Below are 19,396 nucleotides of genomic sequence, written 5' to 3' on the forward strand. Positions count from 1 at the left end.
CCTCCTTCACGTCATGCGTGACTCGATGGCATCAATGATGCGCGGACGCAGCTCCTCCGCGCTGATGACCGCGTCGACCGAGCCCACGGAGACGGCACGGTGGATGCTGTGCACGCTGTCGAACTCCGCCGCCACGCGGCCGAGCATCTCGGCCCGCACGGCGGTGCGCACCTCGGCGAGCTCGGTGACCACCTGCGCCCGCCGGGCACCGGTGGCCTCGGCCAGCTCGGCCTCGAGGGCGGTGACCCGGGGGTCCGCGGCGGTGCGGGCGTCGACGTCGCGGGAGAACACCACGGCGGCCGCGGGGGCGCCGCCGATCACCGACGCGAACGAGCCCTCCACCGCGAGGACGGTCATGTTCGGGTTCAGCGCCTTGGAGAAGACCACGAACGCGCCACCGTGGTAGCGCGAGACCACCACGAAGACGATCGGCCCCACGAAGTTCACGATGGCCCGGCCGATCTCGGCGCCGTACTCGAGCTGGAGGTTCCGCATCGAGTCGGGTGAACCGTCGAAGCCCGACAGGTTCGCCAGGACGACCAGCGGCCGGTTGCCGCTGGCGGCGTTGATCGCGCGCGCCGCCTTCTTGGACGAGCGGGGGAACAGCGTCCCGGAGGTGTAGGTGTCCGGCCCGTCGGTGGGAGGGAAGCCACGGCGCGGCACGGACTTGGACTCGATGCCGAGCAGGCACACGGCATACCCACCGATGTGGGCGTCCTGGACCACCGCGGTCTCGGCGTCCGCCATCCCCGCCCAGCGCTCCAGCGTCGGGTGGTCCTGGTCGGAGACCGCGCGCATGAGGGTGCGGATGTCGAAGGCCTTCTTGCGGTCGGGGTTGGTCGCCGACGAGAAGATGTCGCCGACCGTCGTGAAGCCGCTGTCGGGCATCTCGTGGGGGAAGACGGTGACGTCGCGGTCGACCGGGTCCGCCGTCTCCACCCGGCGCGGACCACCTTCCCCGGGGTGGGCGTAGGTGTGGTCGTAGTGCGCCATGAGCACGTCACGGGCGCCGGCGAGGTCGGGCGCCCAGTACTGCGCCTGCCCGTTGGGACCCATCACGCGGTCGTAGCCACCGATGCCGAAGTTGTCCTCGGCCGAGACGCCACCGGAGAAGTCGAGGGACTGCTTGCCGGTGAGCACCATCGCCGAGTCGGGCGTCATGACGAGGATGCCCTTGGTGTGCATCAGCATCGTCGCCTCGGCGTTCCAGTAGGGCTGCGCGCCGACGTTGATGCCGGCGACGACGACGTTGATCTCCCCGCCCGCCTGGGTGAACTCGATGATCCGCTTGAGCGCCCGGGCCACCCAGTCCATGTTCTCCGTGCCCGAGTCCATGGAGATGCGGGCGCCGGCGGACAGGGCGAACCACTCGATCGGCACCCCCATCTGCTCGGCGAGGTCGATGGCGGCGATGACCCGCGAGCACTCGGCCTCGGAGACGGCGCCGAGGGCCTTGAGGGGGTCGCCGCAGAGCAGCACGCGTGTGACGCCCTCGGGGTGCAGACGGGTCGGGGTGGTGACGACGCCGGCGATGATGCCGGCCTTGTTCAGGCCGTAGGGCCGCTCCACCGGGACGAGCGCGCCGCTGTCGTCGAGGTCGTACTCCGTTGCGGTGCCGCCCTGACCCGCCACCAGCGAGACGAGCTCGTAGGGGTAGACCAGGCCGCGGCGGCGGGCCCGGACGACCTTCTGCGCGTACTCGTCGAGTGGCTTCAGGCGTTCGGTCGGCGGCTCCTCGATGGAGGTGACGACGCCCGAGCCCGGCTGGTAGGAGAACCGGGCCGCGATCGGGTGCACCGCGCCGTCGGCCCCGGCCACGCGGGCGGTGACCAGCACCTCCTCGATGCCGGCACCGAGGGTGAGCGGGGCGATCTTCGACTGCAGGGCGGTGAGCTGGTCGATGTCGGCCTCGATGACCGGCCAGATCTCCACCCAGATGTGGTTCATGTCGAGCCGCGGGCCCGAGGCACCCCGCGCGCTGCGGGCGCGGCGGACCGCCTCGAGGCAGTTGGCGATGGCGCGCTCGGCATGCGGGAGCGCGGTCACCGTGCCGTCCTCGTCACGCACGACGGCGAGCTGGCGCACCTGCGACATCGCCACCAGGCGCTGGTCGGAGTCGTTGCCCGCGGCCACGCAGTGGTAGAGCAGGACGTCCTCGGGAGCCTCGAGCCGGGTGACCTCGAAGTCGCGCAGGCGCCACAGGTTGAGTCGGCGGCCGACCATCGGGTGGACGCCGCGCACGAGGGTGTCCTCGACCAGGCCGTCGGACGTGGGCCGGAACGTGAAGTAACCGACCTCCCGACCGCCACCGGGGCAGGCCGCCACGACGACGCGGCGCAGCTGCCCGGTGAAGTCGAGCTTCTCGAGCATGGCGGAGAGCTGTGCGGAGGCCTCCTCGGGGGACTCCGGCTCCTCCGGCCACGACAGGTAGAGGTCGACCACGGCCTGGTAGCCGATCGGGCGTGCGGCAACCTCGCCGGTGACGTCGCGCACGAGCGAGGTGCCCTCGGCCAGCTCGGAGACACGCCCGACCGTGGTGACGACATGGGTGTGCCGGCCGTCGAGGGTGTAATCGGCGACCGCGAAGGGGCGCCCCTCCTCCTCGCTGGCGGCGCTCAGCCCGTGCAGGTCGTGCTCGCGGTAGTGCCGCTTGATGAGCACCTCGAGCAGCGGCTCCCGCTGCGGCACACCACCTTCGAGCCGCTCGGCGAGGAAGCGCACGATCTGCTCGGGGATGGCGGCGAGGCGGTCGATGCGGGCAGCCCGGTCCGGGACGTCCGGGGCGGCAGCCAGGGCCGCCACCTCGTCGCGCACACCGGCGAGCACGCTGGCGCGCTCCTCGTCGACCAGCGGCTGGTCGAACCACCGGAAGCGCACGCTGCGGGCTAGGTCGCCGACCACGGGGAAGCGCAGCTGGGTCGCGACGACGAGGCGGTCGAGCACCTCGCGGGCGGCGTGGTCGAGCGGCGCCTGCGGTCGGGGCTCGGTGAGCCAGCGCTGCAGCAGCGCCGTGGCCAGGTGCACGTCGGGGGCGCTGCGCTGCTGCGCGAGGAAGATGCGGAAGACGGCCTCCTCGAGCTCCGGCGTGCGGTCGAAGCCGTCGACACCGTAGTGCTCCAGCACCCGGGCGAGCTTGCCGCGGAAGGCTTCCGGCAGTCCGCCGCGCTCGACGTCGAGACTCTGCAGGTAGGTGTGGAAGTGCTCCTTCGGGCTGTGCACCCGGTGCTCGGTGTGCACGTCCTCGTCGGCGGGGCGGTTGCGGCTGAGCTCGGCGAAGTCGGCGAAGACCCCCAGCGCCGCCACCTCGTCGCCGATGGGCGAGGTGCCGCTGCGGGTCAGCTCGTCACGGGCCGCGAGGTAGTCGTGGAGGGTGCGGCCCTCGTCGCGTGGGTCGATGTCGTAGCCCAGCACCATCGCGCACAGGTCGGCGCGCCCGCGGGCGGCGCGGTCGGCCGGGCCGGGCTGGGCCGCCGTCGCGTCGTCGAGGTCGAGGTCCACCGCCTCCCCGCCGGTCTGCTCGGCCACCTCCTCGGCGTCACCGACCGGCTCGAGCCGCAGCAGTGGCGCGCCGGTCTCGACCTGGCTGCCCGCGGAGACGCGCAGCTCGCGCACCCGCGCCTGGAACGGCGCGGGGATGACGGTCTCCATCTTCATCGACTCGAGGACCAGCACAGGTGAGCCGGCGGCGACCTCCTCACCGACGGCGACCGGAGTCGCGACGACCAGGGCGGGCGCGGGCGAGCGCAGCACGCCGCCCTCGTCGCGACTGACGCGGTGGGTGACGCCGTCGACCTCGACGAGGTGCACCGGGCCGTGGGTGGCCGTGATGATCCGGTGGGTGCGGCCCCGCACCGTCATCCGGCTGGCATAGGAGTCGATGCGGTCGAGGTCGGCGTCGACGACGCTCTCCTCGGCCCCGTTGCCGATGGCGACGCGGAAGCGGTGCGGGCCCGTGCGGGCCACGGTGACCTTGTATGCCGTGCCGCGCAGCTTGAGGTCGATGGCGCGCCCGACCTGGTGCTGCACCTGGGGTCGCCCGCCGTGGGCGGTCTCGAGGAGCCGGGCGCGCTCGACGGCCTCGGCCTCTTCGTAGCCCTCGATGCCCGCGGCCACGAGCGCGATCCCGGAGTGGCGGTGGGAGACCAGCCGGCCCTCGGCCCGCACCCGGTCGATCCAGCCGGTGTCGGCGGTGCCGTCGACGACCTCGGGCTGGTCGAGCAGGTCGAGGATGAAGCTCTTGTTGGTGGCGCCGCCCTCGATGACCACGGTCGTCTCGCCCATGGCGCGGCGCAGGCGGGCCAGGGCCTCCTCGCGGGTGCGGCCGTAGGCGATGATCTTGGCGATCATCGAGTCGAAGTCGGCGGGGATCGAGTCGCCCTCACCCACGCCGGTGTCGACCCGGATGCCCGGGCCGGCCGGCAGGTCGAGCAGCGTGATCCGACCGGGCGACGGGGCGAAGTCGCGGTCGGGGTCCTCGGCGTTGAGGCGGGCCTCGACCGCGTGGCCGGTCTCCAGCGGACGCTCGCCCTCGAGGCGGCCTCCGGCTGCTACGTGGATCTGTGCCTTGACGAGGTCCATGTCGGTGGTGGCCTCGGTGATGGGGTGCTCCACCTGGAGGCGGGTGTTCACCTCGAGGAAGGCGAAGAAGCGCTCGCCCGGGTGGTAGAGGAACTCGACGGTGCCGGCGCCGGCATACCCCACGGCAACGGCGAGCCGCTCGGCACTGGCCTTGAGCTCGGCGACCTGGTCCGCGTCGAGCACCGGCGAGGCGGACTCCTCGACCACCTTCTGGTTGCGCCGTTGCACCGAGCAGTCGCGGACGCCGACCGCCCAGGCCGTGCCCTGGCCGTCGGCGATGACCTGCACCTCCACGTGACGCGCGCCGGTCACGAGCTTCTCGAGGAAGACGACGCCGGAGCCGAACGCGCGCTCGGCCTCGTCGCGGGTGCGGTGGTAGGCGTCGGCGAGGTCGGCGTCGGAGGTGACCTTGCGGATGCCGCGGCCCCCACCGCCCGCGGTCGCCTTGAGCATCAGCGGGTAGCCGATCCGGGCCGCCGCCGCCGTGGCCTCCTCCAAGGTGTCGACGCCGCCCCGGCTCCACGGGGCGACGGGAACCCCGACCTCCTCGGCAATGAGCTTGGAGCCGATCTTGTCGCCGAGCCTGCGCATGGCCTCGGCGCTAGGCCCGATGAACGTCACGCCGATGCGGGCACACAGGTCGGCGAACGCCGGGTCCTCGGCCACGAAGCCCCAGCCGACCCAGGCGGCGTCGGCACCGGTCTCGACGAGGGCGCGCTCGAGCACGGCGTGGTTGATGTAGGGCCGCTCACTGGCCGGGCCGAGGCTGTAGGAGAGGTCGGCCTCACGCACGAACATCGCCTTGCGCTCACCCTCGGTGTAGAGGGCGACCGTCTCGATGCGCTCGTCGTCCGGCTGCTCGGCATTGAGGTCGCGCACCGCGTGGATGAGCCGCATCGCGGCCTCGCCCCGGTTGACGATGGCAATGCGACGGAACATCGAGGCGCCCTCCACGTGTCGATCTGTGTCTGGTGTGACCCGCGGCACAGGTCACGAGGCCGAGCCTGTCACGCCTTCCGGGTGACTCGCGAGTAATGCCGTCGCCCGGCCGCGGCACGACGCACCGGCCGGACCGGCCTCACGTCGGGTGGCCCGGCAGCTCCTCCGCCTCCTCGGCCGAGTCACGGCTCGTCACGAGCTCTCCCGCCACCAGGTCCGTCGTGTCGTGGGGCCGCTGCACGTACGCGTCGACGGCGGCCAGGAGCATCGCGGTGACCGGGATCGCGAGCAGGGCACCCCCGACGCCGAAGAGGGCCGACCCCAGCATCACCGAGCCGAAGGCCACGGCGGGATGCAGGTTGACGGCGCGGGCGCTGATCCTCGGCTCGAAGGTGAGGTTCTCGACCTGCTGGTAGAGGACGCCCCAGGCCAGTGCCGCGATGCCGGTCCAGGGCTGGGGGCTCGCCAGGCCCACCAGGACGGGGAGCACGATCGAGATGTAGGTGCCGATCGTGGGGACGAACTGGGCGACCACGCCGGTCCAGAGCCCGAGGGCGAGCCACGAGGGCAGGCCGATGAGCAGGAACACCAGCGCCGAGGTGGTGCCGTTGATGACCGCCAGCACCAGTCGGGCCGAGACGTAGCCCGCCGTCTTGGCCGTCGACAGGTCCCACACGCTGAGGAAGATCCGCTGGGGTCGCGCAGGCATCAGACCGGCCAGCCACGTCCGCAGCCGCGGCCCGTCGGCCGAGAGGTAGAAGCTCAGCAGGATGATGGCGAAGAACCCGAAGACGCCGGTCGCGAGTGAGCCCAGCACGGTCCAGAGCCCACCGAGCACGTCCTGGGCGTAGTTGGCGGCGTCCTCGGGGGTGAGCCGGATCGAGGACAGCAGGTCCGAGGAGCTGTAGTCGGTGCCCAGGCGGCGGTTCACCCAGCCCAGCACCGACTCGATCATGCTCGGCAGGCCGCGCAGCAGGGTGGCCGCCTGCTCGACGGCGAGGCTGCCGAAGGCGACCAGGAACCCCAGCGACAGCAGTCCCGCGGCGACCATCACCAGCGCGGTCGCGACGCCACGCGGCATACGGGTGGACAGGCGCCTGACCGCAGGCTCCATGGCGAGGGAGAGGAACCAGGCCATCACCACGGTGAAGAGCACCGAGCCGCCGTCGGCGAGCACGAAGCGCAGGAGCGCCAACAGGGCGACCAACGCTGCCAGCGTCAGCCCGACCCGCCACACGTTGGCCGGGACCAGCAGCACCCGGACCGTGTGCACAGGCGAACCGAGCCCCGTCCTCGGGTCAGGGCGAAGACCACCCGCCATCGGCACCTCCGGCGTCAGCACCTGTCCCGAGTGTGGCAGGCGACTGGGCACCGCGCCCGGCCTCAGCACACGTGCCCGTTCCGGGCACGACGAAGGCCCCGAACCAAGAGTCCTGGTCGGGGCCTTCATGCACGGTGGTGGCAGGTGAAGGATTCGAACCTTCGAAGCTTTCGCGACGGATTTACAGTCCGCTCCCATTGGCCGCTCGGGCAACCTGCCGTGTGCGCATGGAAGGATAGCAAGCAAGCCCGCGAATGCGAATTCGCCCCATCCGTCACGCCTCGAGAGGACTCGACCCATGGCAGACAGCTCGTTCGACATCGTCAGCAAGGTGGACAAGCAGGAGGTCGACAACGCGCTGAACCAGGCGGCCAAGGAGGTCGGCCAGCGCTACGACTTCCGAGGCGTCGGCGCCTCCATCGAGTGGAGCGGCGACAACGTGCTCATCAAGGCCAACACCGCCGAGCGTGTGCTGGCCGTGGTCGACGTCTTCGAGACCAAGCTGGTGCGCCGCGGCGTCTCGCTGAAGTCGATCGACTTCGGTGACAAGGAGCCGAAGCCGTCGGGCAAGGAGTACCGCCTCGAGGGCCCGCTCAAGGAGGGCATCTCGCAGGAGAACGCCAAGAAGATCTCCAAGATCATCCGCGACGAGGGCCCCAAGTCGGTCAAGGCCACGATCCAGGGCGACGAGCTGCGCGTGGTCAGCAAGTCCCGCGACGACCTCCAGGCCGTGCAGGCGCTGCTGAAGGGCAAGGACCTCGACGTCGCCCTGCAGTTCACCAACTACCGCTGACCCCGCACCGGGAGAGGTATGCCGTGCGGCACCGGCCCGCACGGCATACGTTGGGGAGCGCACGCGGTTCCCCAACCCCTTCAGGAGTGCCGATGTCTGACCAGCCCACCGAAGACCAGGTGCCCGGCGGCGGCCTGTCCGGCAACGAGGACGGCGCCTCCAGCGACGGCGACAGCGGTCCCGGCGGAGCCGGCGCCGGGAGCGAGGGCGGGGCACCGGCCGAGGACGAGGCCCGCGAGGACGAGGCCCAGCCCGGCTAGCAGGACGCACGGAGGCGAGATGGACCCCGCGGCACGAGCACGCTGCGGGGTTCGTTGTCTGCTTGGACGCGCACGGCTGCGGTGGCCGTCCGGAGTCCGGTGGAGGATGCCATGAGCACAGCACACGCGAAGCGGACGCCCCTGCGGGAACACGTGCCGGGCTGGAACCTGTCGGGCAACGAGCCCGGCGCATCCTGCGACGGCGACACCGGTCCACAGGGTGCGCACAACGACCCGAAGCCGGGAAACCACCCCGAGCTGGGCCTGCCCCCCGGCGGCACAGAGCGGGAGAACGTCTGACGCTCAGAGCTGGACGACGTTGTTGCGAGGTGGAACCACGTGACGACAGTCCAGCACCAGTCGCGCCTTCGCCCCGATCACGTCGTAGTCGACGGCAGCGTGGTCGGTGACGACCACGACGAGCTCGTATTCCTCGATCCGCTCTGCCAGCTCAGCTGCTGGGACCACGGGTGTGAGGCCCCAGGTGGTGACATGGGGATCCACCACACTCACCTGGGCACCCCGCGCCTGCAGCGTGCGCACGACGCCAAAGGCGGGAGACTCCCTTAGGTCCGCGACGTTGGCCTTGTAGGCCACCCCCACCACGAGTACCTGTGCTCCTCGCAGGGCCCTGCCCCCTTCGGCCAACAGCTTCTCGACCCGCTCGACGACGTAGTGCGGACGTCCCCCGTTGATCTCATCGGCGAGCTCGGCAAAGCGAAACGGACGCCCGGTCACCTCTCTGGACTGCCAAGCGAGATAGAGAGGGTCCACCGGCAGGCAATGTCCTCCCACCCCGGGGCCGGGCGTCCAGTACGCCATCGAGTGGCCCTTGGTCATGCTGGCGTCGATCATCTCCCAGACATCGACGTCGAGCTCGTGGCAGAGGGTCGCCACTTCGTTGATGAGGGCGATGTTGACGTTCGCCTGGATGTTCTCGAACAGCTTGGTCATCTCCGCCACTCGCGGGCTGGACACCGGCACCGTTTCTTTGACGAGCGTGTCGTAGAAGGCCCGGATCGTGAGCAGTCCCTCCTGCGTCGTCGCCGAGACGAGCTTCGGAGTGTTCTCGAACGTGTTCACCCGGTTGCCCGGGTCGATGCGTTCGGGTGAGAACCCGAGGTGGAAGTCGGTGCCCGGTACCAGGCCCGATGCCTCGGCCAGCACCTCTGCCAACAGTTGCTCGGTGGTTCCCGGGAAGGACGTCGACTCAAGGACGACGGAGGCCCCCGGGCTCAGGCCCCTTCCCAGCGCTCGCGCAGCGTCCTCGACGAACGAGAGATCTGGCTCCCTGCCTCGCAGCGGCGTCGGGACTGCGATCACCCCCATCTCGAATGACTGGTCCGATCGACCGCTCCCCACATCGTTCCCACCACTTGCTGGTCGGAAGGCGCCTGCGGCTGTCACTTCCCGCAACCGTTCACTCGAGACGTCCTCAACGTACGAACAGCCCCCCCGCAGCATGTCGACACGCGAAGCGTCACTGTCGAGCCCCACGACCTCGTGCCCGACCTCGGCGGCCCGCACGGCAAGCGGCAGCCCCACATACCCGAGGCCCACGACGGTCACCCTGCTCACGCGCCCACCTCCTCTGCAGCGTCGGGGTCCTCGTTGAGGACGACCTGCATCGGGTCCTCGTAGTCCATGAGCACGGACAGGATCGAGTCTCCCGTCACGGGACGATGACGAGAGAAGACCACCTCGATCCCCGCGTCACTGAAGTCCTTGCAGTCGCCCATGTAGGCACGACCTCCCGTGCCGGACAGGTAGATCGACGTCTGATAGTTGCTGAGCATGCTCACGAGCCCTGCTGAACCACGCTCGGTCAGCGGAGAGCTGACGGAGAGGGGCGTGGTGATGCCCAGCAGCTCCCTGACACCGAGGATCAGCGCGAAGTTGAACTGCCAGAGCCGGTCCGTGTGGACCGAGGCGACCATCTCGAGGATCGTCGGGCCGTGCCGGTCCCAGTACCGAGCCCCGGCATACCTGCCCACGATGATGTCGGTCAGCGTCTGACGTGCCATGTCAGGGTTGATGCGCACGTCGAGGATGCTGCTCCGCCAGTGCCTATCGACGATGGGCACCGAGGCCCAGGTGCCGCGCATCTTCACACGGCGCTGATACCCACGATCCTGGAACTGGTCGAAGATCTTCAGATCGAAGATGTCGGCGCGGGCCATCTTGTACCAGAAGCCGGTGTACGGCAGGAGGTCCGGCTGGTGACAGGTAACGATCATGGCCTCACGTCCCGCACCAAGCAGAACTGTTCCGCCCACGCGACGCGCCTGGCGCTACCGAGCGCGTGCGCAGCCTGTTTGATGTCGTTGGCCGGGTGGGGGCCCGGCATCGCCTGCGATGAGTACGCTGCGATCGCCTCGGTCTTACGGTCTATCTCGCCCTCCGTCAAAGCCTCGAACACGTTCCACTTCAGGTCTGTCGGATAGAGGTTCACGTCGTACGCGGCCACGTCATAGACGAACACGGAAGGCGTGAACCAGTGTCCTGAGGTCATGGAAAGTCGTGACGCCCGTATGCCCGCCTCGTAGGCCGCGACGTGATCCTGGTGCATGGACGGGTAGGGCAGGTAGAGCCTGCTCGGCTGGCACAGCGCGATGACCTCGTCGAGAAGCCTCACGAGCTCGTGCATGTCCTCACCGACATAACCGTCCCTCATGTCCAGGATGTAGCTGCGCTTGTAGCCGAGGACGGCCTGGGCCGCACTGAACTCCCGCTCGCGCACGTCGTCCGGTTGCGCCAGCACGGTCACCACACACTCGTCGGCATACTTCGCGATCAATCCCCCACAGCCGAGTGTCTCGTCGTCGGCGTGAGGGGCGAGGATGAGACGCCCTCCCGGATTGGGTTCGGGCAGCAAGTCAGAATTGTGCCCGCTGCGCATACGACACTCACTCCCCCGTGGGTGAACTCGGATCTTGGGTGCCAGCATCTGACACGAGGCGCAACGGTCGCGTCCCTCATCTGGACGAAATTCACCTACGCCCGCAATCACTCAAGACCCCAAAGGGGTGCGATGGATTCCGTTACCGCGCAGCCATTTTGGTTTGCGCCTTCACGTCCTGGTCTGGCGCGACGGGTTGTTGCGCACGGATCCCTCATCGCGCATGATCAGTTTGACAACGGCGGATCGCACTGGGGGTCAAGAATGACGGAGCCCTCAAGCGTCGTGTTCATCACCGACTCCTTAGTGCCCCGAGGGGGCATGGAGAACGCTCTTGTCGCCCTTGCCGGCGACCTCGCCCGCACAATGCGGGTCACGATCATTGCTCTCTCTGGTCCCGAACTGACGTCACCTGAGCTCATCGACGTGGAATGCGTCCACCTGCGCGTACCCCCGGGCATCACGCGACTACCCCGCAGCACGCTCCCCTTGCGGCGCGCACTGCAGCGCCTGCCGCAGGGGACGGTGGTGGTGGCGGTCGGGGTCTGGTGCACCACGGTGCTCTCCTGGGTCCGACACTGGGACATGACCGGCTGCATCGTCTGGGAGCACTCCTTGACCCCGCAGCGCATCCACATCTCCCGGAGAATGCGGCTGCTGTGGCTTCTCGCGCGACCAGCCTTCCGCCGTGCAGACACCGTTGTGTGCGTCAGTGATGCCGTGCGACGGCAGTGCGCACGGGCACGTCACCGAACGCCGACCACTGTGGTGATTCCGAACCTGCTGCCCGCCGGCACACGCCCGAGTCCCGCCTCACGCAACACGTCAGGGACAGCTGGGCCGTACACCCTGCTCGGTCTGGGGGTGCTGGCACCCGTCAAGAACTGGCGACTTGCCGTCGAGGCGATGGAGCATCTGCCTCGCTGCACCCTGCGCTTGGCCGGCGACGGGCCCGAGCACAAGAAGCTGCTCGCACTGGTGGCGGCCCGCCGCCTCGAGGACCGGGTCCAGCTCCTGGGTCGGCGAAGCGACGTGGCAGCCTTGCTCGAGGAGTGCGACGTCCTCGTGCACCCCTCTCACTCGGAGACCTTCGGCTACGCACTGTTCGAAGCGGCCGCTGCAGGCGTTCCCGTCGCGGTCTGTGACCGCGCCGTCATGAATGAGCTCGTGCCCTACTACGTGCCCGGTGTCATCGGCCAGAACGAGCCGCGTGACTTTGCCGATGCCGTGGAGAGCGCACTTTCTCTCGCCCGTTCACCGACGGTCTGGGAAGAGGCAGCCAAGCGGAGGGAGCGCACCTTCGGGCCACATCGCGTCAGGCAGCAGTGGCAGCACGTTCTGCACGGGGCCTGGAGTCAACGCGTGGGCGACCAGTGACCAGCAGCATCACCAGGATGGGCCAGCTCGAGCCGTCAAACGTGAACGGGTTCCACACGCTCTCGGTCAAGCCCAAGCCGGCAAACACGAACACTGGCAAAGCGGCACGTGCCAACGGACCTGGCGACATCGCAGCCGTTTGCCGCACCGCGACCGCAATCACCACAGCGAACAGGGCCAGCGCGACGTAGCCACCGGAGAAGAGAAGGATGAGGTACTCGCTGTGTGCGAAGTGATCCGGCAGGGTCCCGACTCTCTGCAGCTCGAACCAAGAGTGGAATCCCAGTCCGCGCCATGGGTGCTCCTCGACGGCCTCCACCGCCCGTGCCCACGTCTGCCCACGGTTGCTGAAGGTGCTCGTGGTGGACCGTACGATCAGCACGTACCCCACAACGACCGCAAGCATCCCCAGCAAGGACGCGGTCACGTAGGAGACGGGCCGTCTGGGTCCTGTCGTATGGCGTTCCCTTCCTGACACCACGAACAGCAACAGGGCGAGCAACGCCACGATCATGGAGGTGCGTGAACCACTCGCCAGCAAGAGCGTGGCGACGAGCAGCACTGCGGTGACGCGCAGCGAACCCCTGAGCCCCAATAGCACCCAGGCCAGCACGAGCACCGCCTGCATGGCCAGATAGTTCTCCGACGGGAAGGGACCGGTCATCAAGGCTCCTGCCGGACCACACTTGAACTCGTCGCACGCGCGCCAGGACGCCGGAAGGAGTGCGCTGGCCACCCCGACGACTGCCAGGACGGTCAGCAGGGTGCGACCCAGCACGCGTGGCGTCATCCCAAGCGGAGCGGACATGACGCCACTCAGGACGAGGACCACCAACGACGTGAGAGGCGCCACGAGCTGACCCGCCTGCAGGTCTGCGGCGAGCAGGTCCACCACCGCCAACCAGGCCCACAACAGAAGGCAGGCCAGGGCCAGGGCGCGCTTCGTTGCCGGCGGCAGGGCACGAGTTCCGAAGGGCAGCACGAAGATCGCTACGAAGCAGATGACGACCGCCGCACGGAAGTAGACATCACCGTCAAGGAAGGTAGTGTCGCCCGCCAGGCCAGCGCCAACGAGAACGAACACAGCCAACTGCGCCTGAGAGGGCCGGTTCGAGCTTCTGGTGCACCACAAAACGACTAGTACCGTGGTGCTCAGGAGGAGCAGAACGGCTTGAAACAGCGGTTGCATCCAGCCCCCTTCCACGAATTGCCCTGAGCGCCAACAGGGTACGGTTAGGGTGCCATCGTGGACCAGTACGACGTCAGCGTCATCATTCCCACCGTTCTCAGACCCGAGCTGCTCCGGGCCGTCCGGAGCACGAGAGAACCGGGAACGAACGTCGAGGTCGTGCTGGTTATCGACAGAGGACTGGAGGCGTCCTGTCCTTCCGAGGTCCGGAACCTCGTCGACGTGGTCATCCACACCGGTGGTGGACGCGGAGCCGGCCACGCGAGGAACCTTGGAGTCCGCGCTGCTCGAGCACCGTGGGTCGCCTTCTTGGACGACGATGACGAGTTCCTCCCGGGGAAGCTACGAGCCCAGCTCAACACGTGCGAATTCTTGGCTCGTGCGGGGCACCGGCCCGTCGTCAGCTGCCGTGCCGTCCACCGCTGGGAAGCCCCCGCCGCGGAGAGCGCTCCACTTCCGAGTCGGCTCTACCGGTCTGGCGAGCCTCTGGAGGAGTATCTCTTCCGCCGACGGCGGCTGGGGGTGGATCGCGCCTCGGTGTTCGCGCCCACCCTCATGGTCGAAGCGGCTCTGGCCAGGGAGGTGCCCTGGGACGAGCACTTGAGGCGACACCAGGACTGGGACTTCCTGCTGCGCGCCCTGTCCGTTCCCGGCTCCGTGCTCGAGCAGCTGCCGATCACCGGCACCGCCTGCTGGATCGGCGCCGGAGGCTCGATGTCCGGGGACGCAGACTGGCGTTCCTCACTGGGGTGGGCCACCCGGTGGCGGGGTCGGTGGAGCCCTCGCGTGTACTCGGACTTCCTCGTGGCCCAACCCCTGCGGTACGCCCTACATGCCCGCAGCCCCGAAGGGTGCCGTGCCGTCGTCAAGGAACTGCTCCACGCGCGTGCCCTGCCGAGCGCGAGCGCGATGACGCTGGGGTTGGCCGGCGTCCTTCCTCGCAACGTGCTCGAAGCCGGCGCGGCCGCGGCCACGAGGAGGAGCTGAAACGGATCAGGGCTGCCGGGTCGGCTGAGAGGCTGTGGAGTGGTGAGAGCGGACACGTCATCGACCCGCATGCAGCGCAACACGGCCGTCCTGCTGTTCGGGCAGACCGGGCGTCTGGCGATACAGGGCGGCTACTTCGTGCTGGTCGCCCGCGAGCTGGGGTCGAGCGACTTTGGTGCCGCCGCTGCTCTGCTGGCGCTCGTTGCACTGCTCCTTCCCTTCTCCGGCCTGGGCTCTCCCTTGCTCATCATCCGGAACGTGGCCCAACAACGGGGAGAGGCTGCACTGCAGTGGTCCAACAGCGTGGTCCTCGTCGTCCTGTCGGGGGCGGCTCTCTCGGGCCTCCTCCTGCTGCTCTCACCTTGGATCGTCCCGGCGGGAGTGCCACCCCAGGTCGTCGCGGCGGTCGCCCTCGCAGACCTCGTGCTCGGACAACTGGTCGACGCGGCCCGCTCGGTGTTCCACGCCAAGGAGCGGATGGTGCCGTCCGCGGCATTTCCGGTGCTCCTGCACGCGAGCAGACTGGCCGCGTTCGTGCTCCTCATGATCGGGCCTTGGTCCGTCACGTTGACGACATGGACGATGTCGTACGCCCTCGCGTCCTTGCCTGTGGCGGGGGCCCTGGCGGTCGCCACGACTGTTCATGTCAGTTGGCGCAGACCACAGCTGCGGGAGTTCGGCCGGGAGTGGAAGACCGGGATGCTGTTCACCGTCGGCATGTCGACGACGACCATGTACAACGACGCGGACAAGGCTCTGCTGGCCAAGCTCTCGACGCTGGAGGCGACAGGCATCTATTCAGCTGCCTACCGCATCGTCGACATGTCGTACGTCCCGGTACGTGCACTGCTGGGCGCCGCCCTTCCGGCGATGTGGAGGGCGGGCACGGATGGCCTGCTGCCGCTTCTCGATGTCGTCAGGTCGAGGCTCCTTCGCCCCGTCACGGCTTACTGCCTTGCAGGGACTGCTGCCATGCTCGTTGGCGCTGACTTGATGCCGCTGATCTTCGGAGCCAGCTACCAGGAGGCAGTGCCCGCGATGAGGGCCCTCTCATTTCTGCTGATCCTGAAGGGTTGTCACTACGTCGCGGCGGACACCCTTACCTGCGCAGGCCACCAGGGTTTGCGCACCGTCGTACAGATCTGCGTCGCGGTCCTCAATGTGGCGTTGTGCCTGTGGCTCATCCCGGAACACGGCTGGCAAGGTGCGGTCGTCGCCAGTCTCGCCAGCGACGGCGCCCTGGCGCTCGCACTCATCGCGATCCTTCTCGCTCGGCTGCGCACCGTGAAGGCTCAGCCTGCACGCGCGACTGACTAGCCCAGGAGGACCCCACTTCGGAACGTGACGCTGCGCGGATGTGCGCATCGCTTGCGCCACATCTGACGCGGTCGACGTAAACCCATTGGTGGTGGCGGCCCTGGGCGAACCCGCCGAGGGTGTGACCAGAGCGCGGTTGGTGGCCGCGCACCGGTGACCTTCACAAGGGGTGGCATGGGGGAGAGCACGTGGACGCGACGGTCCATCCTCAGTGGTGCCACCCTTGCAGGGGGCGGCCTGGTGGTGAGCGCAGTGCTGTCACGTGACCAGAACCACGGTCGTCGCCTGTCAGCGGTGCCGGTCACTGGCTCGCCGTCCATCCAGGACACCGACGCGTCGGCTGCCGCCGCACCTCAACTCCATTCACGCAAGCCCAAGTTCACCATCATCACTCGCTTTCAGAAGAACCACGGTTGGCAGTCCTCAAGTGGCAGATCCGCCGCTGTGCGTATGGACGACCCCACAGACTTCACCTTGGGAAAGCAGTCGCTCACTCTCACGACCGACAGGTCGGGCGCGGGCGTCCGCATCGACTCCCCGACCTATCGGTTTCCGATCGACCTGCAGGGCAAGATCATTCGCGTCCTACTCAAGGTGGATGGGCTGCCACGGCTCGAAACCCTGCGTCTATATGCGGGAGACGGCGGGTTTGAGAACCATCGCAACTTCGACCTCGACCTCCGTGAGGCACGCGTCGCCGCCTCCTATCTGAAGGAGGGCGAGTGGACCTGGGTCACACTGAACGCGAGCGCCGGTTCACTGGTTGGACGCTCGCACCACGCAGTGACCAACTGGCGTTTCACTGCCACATCGAGGCCGGGATCCACGGTGACCATTCACCTCAACGCCCTCGAGTTCGCCACCCCGCCACGAACGTTTCCACGAGGGGCGGTGTCGATCTGCTTCGACGACGGCCGGCTCTCCCCCTTCCTCAATGCCAGGCCGGCTCTGGACGACTACGGCTGGGCGGCAAGCCTCTACCCCATCGTCGACCGTGTGGCGGAGACACCGGGTGGGACGTACATGACCACCTCACAGCTGCGGCAATGCCGAGACATCTCGGGTTGGGAGGTGGGAGTCCACTCCTACACTCGCCGCGACCACGACGCCGGTTTCGACGCCCTCACCCCTGCGCAGATCCGGAGCAACATTTCCGCAGCGAGGCGCTGGGTGCAGAACAACCACCTGGGCCTGGGAGCCGGTCTTGCCTGGCCTCTCGGCGCCTTCAGCACCGCCGCCGCCGACGCGGCCGAGACCCTTTGCAGCTATGGACGGCTCAACACCACAGCGAGCTTGGAGACATGGCCCCCGCAGAACCTGATGCGGATCAGATCCGCAGCAAACAGTGAATCGTTCACCAAGGTGAGGCAGATGATTGACCAGACCACAGACTCGCGTGGCTGGCTGTGCCTGACGTTCCACGAGATCACCCCTCGTGGAACAGAGAGCCTCAGCTGTTCCGTGCGCACCTTCAGAAGGATCGTCGACTACGTCGCCGACAAGGAGCTTGCGGTCCTTCCCGTCATCGACGTCCTGCGGGAAGGTGCACAGCGATGACGGTGGATGTCACTGCAGAGGTGCTTCTGACCCCGGTGCGCAACAGCCGGCGTCATCGAGCAATCAAGAGCGCTCTCGACCGGACTGCGGCCGCCATCGGCCTCGTCGCAGCCTCGCCGCTTCTCATGGTGATCGCCGCCGCGATACGGCGTGACAGCCCGGGCCCGGTGTTGTACTGCCAGGAGCGCATCGGCTACGGCGGAGAGCCTTTCAGAATGTACAAGTTCCGTACCATGACCGCAGACGCGGAAACCCAGCTGCTGACGGTGCTGGCCTCGGAGGGCATGGTCCTCGGACCCCTGTACAAGGTGAAGCGGGATCCCCGAGTGACTCGGGTCGGCGCCGTACTGCGCCGCCTCAGCCTCGACGAGCTACCTCAGCTGTGGAACGTCGTCCGAGGAGACATGAGCCTGGTCGGTCCTCGACCGCAGGTCGCTGCGGAGGTCGACACCTACTCGACCGAGATGTGCCGCCGACTGCTCGTCAAGCCCGGCATGACGGGTCTGTGGCAGGTGAATGGTCGAAGCGACCTCCCTTGGGAGGAGGCTGTCCGACTCGACCTGCACTACGTGGACCACTGGTCGCTCAGGTTGGACTGGCAGATCCTTCGTCGGACTCCGAGTGCGGTACGCCGTTCGGCGGGGGCCTACTGAGGCAGCGTTGACATGTTGGAGGAGGGGCGGGGATGACTATGGAACTCACGGACTACCTGAGGCTCGTGCGCACCTACTGGCGCGCCATCCTCGGGATCACATTGGTGGCCATCGCTGCGGCGGCGGTCCTCAGCGCCGTCATGCCACCCGCTTACGAAGCCACCGCACGGGGTTTCGTCAGCTACGGCACTGTGAGCGACCCGTCGAAGGCAGAGGCGAGCGACACGGTGTCGAAGTCACGGGCCAAGTCATATGTTCAGCTGGCCACGAGCCGAGCCATCGCAGAAGACGTCATTCGACGCCTCCGCCTGCGCGAGTCGCCCGGGGAGCTGGTCGCCCGTATCACTGCCGAGCAGCCGGTCGACACCGTGCTCGTCGAGGTGACTGCTCGAGCGGCCACCCCTTCGGGGGCCAAGACGCTCGCCGACACCTGGATCACGGCGCTGCAGGGCAAGGTGGCCGCCGTCGAGAACCCCCAGCAGTTCGAGAATGCCGAGACGCTTCGCCTCATCCCCGTTGAGGAGGCGGACCTGCCCACGCGCCCTGTGTCGCCGCGGACGACTCTGTATCTCTCGCTCGCAGCCCTGCTCGGGCTGGGGAGCGGACTTGCCTACGCACTGGCACGCAGGCGGTCCGACCATCGCCTGCGCACGACCTCCGCCATCAGCGAATCCTCCTCCGTCCCTGTTGTCGGTGGCGTCCCCTCGAGTCCAGCACTTGGGCGGTCCGCAGTGGAGGTCATGGCCCTGATGAGGACGAGGAGCGACGCCAGGTCCTCGCAAGGCCTCGCCGCTGACTCCTTCCGTCGCCTCCGGACCCACCTGCAGTTCGCTGACGGGGGACAGCCTCCGGCCATCGTGGTGGTCACGGCACCACAGACTCTGTACGGGACCTCCACGGTGGCCACCAACCTGGCGATCGCCATGGCCGCGGCTGGTCAAGCCGTCGTACTCGTCGACGCCAACCTCCGGCACCCCACCACCATGGCGACGCTGGGCCTGGCGGACGGTGATGGCTTGGCCGAGGTGCTTACGGGGGAAGTGCCCGTCGGTGCCGTCCTGCAGAGGGTGGAGCAGTACCCGAGCCTGCAGGTGCTCGGCGCGGGCACGTCGCCCCTGCTCGCCACCGAGCTGGTCGATTCCGCCGCGATGCACAGCCTCCTGCAGCTCCTCTCCAGAGACGCCACTGTGCTCGTCGACGCCCCGCCACTGCTGCAGTTGCCGGACGCCGCTCTGCTGTCTCGCATGGCGTCAGGGGCCTTGTTGGTGGTGTCCGCTGACAGGACCACGTCGGACGAGCTGGGTGCAACGTTGGCGCGACTGGAGCATGTGGGTGCGCGCGCGCTCGGGATCGTGCTCAACCACGCGGGTGCCGACGACCTGAACGGGGACTGGGGCTCGGGGGCCGGGCGGAGTGACCGGAACAGTGGGCACCGCCGCGGCGTCTCCGAGGACGGGACCCGTGTGGGCAGGGAACCGGTGCGGCCGGCATGGCATTCACACCACCCACGACGGCCTTGACACGTC

General features: G+C 68.4%; 15 protein-coding genes and 1 tRNA gene. 9 read left to right on the forward strand and 7 right to left on the reverse strand.

Annotation, left to right across the window (positions count from 1 at the left end; translation table 11 throughout):
* Window positions 1-6 precede the first annotated feature (6 nt).
* The 3 genes from P2F65_RS05645 to P2F65_RS05655 all read right to left on the reverse strand — a co-directional run bounded on the left by P2F65_RS05645 (window position 7) and on the right by P2F65_RS05655 (window position 7,057).
* Window positions 7-5,517, reverse strand: a complete 5,511-nt coding sequence (locus P2F65_RS05645) for a carboxyl transferase domain-containing protein (protein ID WP_275805003.1) — start codon at window positions 5,515-5,517, stop codon at window positions 7-9.
* Between the two features lie 139 nt (window positions 5,518-5,656).
* The gene (locus tag P2F65_RS05650; protein WP_275805005.1) at window positions 5,657-6,790 is read right to left on the reverse strand and encodes an AI-2E family transporter; all 1,134 of its coding nucleotides are present in this window, start codon (window positions 6,788-6,790) and stop codon (window positions 5,657-5,659) included.
* A gap of 183 nt (window positions 6,791-6,973) precedes the next feature.
* Window positions 6,974-7,057, reverse strand: a tRNA-Tyr gene (locus tag P2F65_RS05655).
* 79 nt (window positions 7,058-7,136) lie between these two features.
* Between P2F65_RS05655 and P2F65_RS05660 the strand changes: the two genes are divergently transcribed.
* The 3 genes from P2F65_RS05660 to P2F65_RS05670 all read left to right on the forward strand — a co-directional run bounded on the left by P2F65_RS05660 (window position 7,137) and on the right by P2F65_RS05670 (window position 8,191).
* Window positions 7,137-7,631 (forward strand): YajQ family cyclic di-GMP-binding protein, encoded by a 495-nt coding sequence (locus P2F65_RS05660; protein WP_275805007.1) that lies wholly within the window; start codon window positions 7,137-7,139, stop codon window positions 7,629-7,631.
* Between the two features lie 92 nt (window positions 7,632-7,723).
* Window positions 7,724-7,891, forward strand: coding sequence for a hypothetical protein (locus tag P2F65_RS05665; RefSeq protein ID WP_275805009.1), 168 nt, complete (start codon window positions 7,724-7,726; stop codon window positions 7,889-7,891).
* A 111-nt stretch (window positions 7,892-8,002) separates the two neighbouring features.
* Window positions 8,003-8,191: a hypothetical protein gene (locus P2F65_RS05670; protein ID WP_275805011.1), complete on the forward strand. Its 189-nt coding sequence runs from the start codon at window positions 8,003-8,005 to the stop codon at window positions 8,189-8,191.
* Between the two features lie 3 nt (window positions 8,192-8,194).
* Here P2F65_RS05670 and P2F65_RS05675 read toward each other — a convergent pair whose 3' ends face one another.
* The 3 genes from P2F65_RS05675 to P2F65_RS05685 are packed head-to-tail and all read right to left on the reverse strand — an operon-like array spanning window position 8,195 to window position 10,766.
* Window positions 8,195-9,469 carry a nucleotide sugar dehydrogenase gene (locus P2F65_RS05675; protein WP_275805013.1) on the reverse strand — a complete coding sequence of 425 codons (1,275 nt, stop codon included), beginning with the start codon at window positions 9,467-9,469 and terminating at the stop codon, window positions 8,195-8,197.
* Window positions 9,466-10,128 carry a WbqC family protein gene (locus P2F65_RS05680; RefSeq protein WP_275805015.1) on the reverse strand — a complete coding sequence of 221 codons (663 nt, stop codon included), beginning with the start codon at window positions 10,126-10,128 and terminating at the stop codon, window positions 9,466-9,468. Before P2F65_RS05680 ends, P2F65_RS05675 begins: the two co-directional genes overlap by 4 nt.
* A complete protein-coding gene (locus P2F65_RS05685) occupies window positions 10,125-10,766 on the reverse strand; it encodes a PIG-L deacetylase family protein (protein ID WP_275805017.1) in 642 nt (213 codons plus the stop codon). The genes P2F65_RS05680 and P2F65_RS05685 overlap by 4 nt, the downstream gene beginning before the upstream one ends.
* 345 nt (window positions 10,767-11,111) lie before the next feature.
* On the opposite strand from P2F65_RS05685, the gene P2F65_RS05690 reads away from it, so the two are divergent.
* Window positions 11,112-12,167, forward strand: a complete 1,056-nt coding sequence (locus P2F65_RS05690; protein WP_275805019.1) for a glycosyltransferase — start codon at window positions 11,112-11,114, stop codon at window positions 12,165-12,167.
* Here P2F65_RS05690 and P2F65_RS05695 read toward each other — a convergent pair.
* Window positions 12,106-13,251, reverse strand: coding sequence for an O-antigen ligase family protein (locus tag P2F65_RS05695; protein WP_275805020.1), 1,146 nt, complete (start codon window positions 13,249-13,251; stop codon window positions 12,106-12,108). The two genes, P2F65_RS05690 and P2F65_RS05695, sit on opposite strands and share 62 nt — an antisense overlap.
* A gap of 162 nt (window positions 13,252-13,413) precedes the next feature.
* Between P2F65_RS05695 and P2F65_RS05700 the strand changes: the two genes are divergently transcribed.
* The 5 genes from P2F65_RS05700 to P2F65_RS05720 all read left to right on the forward strand — a co-directional run bounded on the left by P2F65_RS05700 (window position 13,414) and on the right by P2F65_RS05720 (window position 19,390).
* Complete coding sequence (locus tag P2F65_RS05700) at window positions 13,414-14,343, forward strand: glycosyltransferase family 2 protein (RefSeq protein ID WP_275805022.1); 930 nt, start codon at window positions 13,414-13,416, stop codon at window positions 14,341-14,343.
* A 69-nt stretch (window positions 14,344-14,412) separates the two neighbouring features.
* Complete coding sequence (locus P2F65_RS05705) at window positions 14,413-15,660, forward strand: oligosaccharide flippase family protein (protein ID WP_275805023.1); 1,248 nt, start codon at window positions 14,413-14,415, stop codon at window positions 15,658-15,660.
* Window positions 15,661-15,903: 243 nt separating this feature from the next.
* Window positions 15,904-17,217 carry a polysaccharide deacetylase family protein gene (locus tag P2F65_RS05710; protein ID WP_275805025.1) on the forward strand — a complete coding sequence of 438 codons (1,314 nt, stop codon included), beginning with the start codon at window positions 15,904-15,906 and terminating at the stop codon, window positions 17,215-17,217.
* Window positions 17,214-17,870 (forward strand): sugar transferase, encoded by a 657-nt coding sequence (locus P2F65_RS05715; RefSeq protein WP_275805027.1) that lies wholly within the window; start codon window positions 17,214-17,216, stop codon window positions 17,868-17,870. Before P2F65_RS05710 ends, P2F65_RS05715 begins: the two co-directional genes overlap by 4 nt.
* 38 nt (window positions 17,871-17,908) lie before the next feature.
* Window positions 17,909-19,390, forward strand: coding sequence for a polysaccharide biosynthesis tyrosine autokinase (locus P2F65_RS05720; protein WP_275807290.1), 1,482 nt, complete (start codon window positions 17,909-17,911; stop codon window positions 19,388-19,390).
* The last annotated feature ends 6 nt before the right edge of the window (window positions 19,391-19,396 follow it).

It is taken from the genome of Knoellia sp. p5-6-4 (assembly GCF_029222705.1).
In the GTDB taxonomy this organism is placed as follows: domain Bacteria; phylum Actinomycetota; class Actinomycetes; order Actinomycetales; family Dermatophilaceae; genus Pedococcus_A.

Bases quoted from the DNA above. Each gene is read 5' to 3' on its own strand.
- P2F65_RS05690 (WP_275805019.1), top strand. From the start codon at position 11,112: ATGGAGAACGCTCTTGTCGCCCTTGCCGGCGACCTCGCCCGCACAATG.
- P2F65_RS05660 (WP_275805007.1), top strand. From the start codon at position 7,137: ATGGCAGACAGCTCGTTCGACATCGTCAGCAAGGTGGACAAGCAGGAG.
- P2F65_RS05665 (WP_275805009.1), top strand. From the start codon at position 7,724: ATGTCTGACCAGCCCACCGAAGACCAGGTGCCCGGCGGCGGCCTGTCC.
- P2F65_RS05720 (WP_275807290.1), top strand. From the start codon at position 17,909: ATGGAACTCACGGACTACCTGAGGCTCGTGCGCACCTACTGGCGCGCC.
- P2F65_RS05715 (WP_275805027.1), top strand. From the start codon at position 17,214: ATGACGGTGGATGTCACTGCAGAGGTGCTTCTGACCCCGGTGCGCAAC.
- P2F65_RS05680 (WP_275805015.1), bottom strand. From the start codon at position 10,128: ATGATCGTTACCTGTCACCAGCCGGACCTCCTGCCGTACACCGGCTTC.
- P2F65_RS05705 (WP_275805023.1), top strand. From the start codon at position 14,413: ATGCAGCGCAACACGGCCGTCCTGCTGTTCGGGCAGACCGGGCGTCTG.
- P2F65_RS05645 (WP_275805003.1), bottom strand. From the start codon at position 5,517: ATGTTCCGTCGCATTGCCATCGTCAACCGGGGCGAGGCCGCGATGCGG.
- P2F65_RS05670 (WP_275805011.1), top strand. From the start codon at position 8,003: ATGAGCACAGCACACGCGAAGCGGACGCCCCTGCGGGAACACGTGCCG.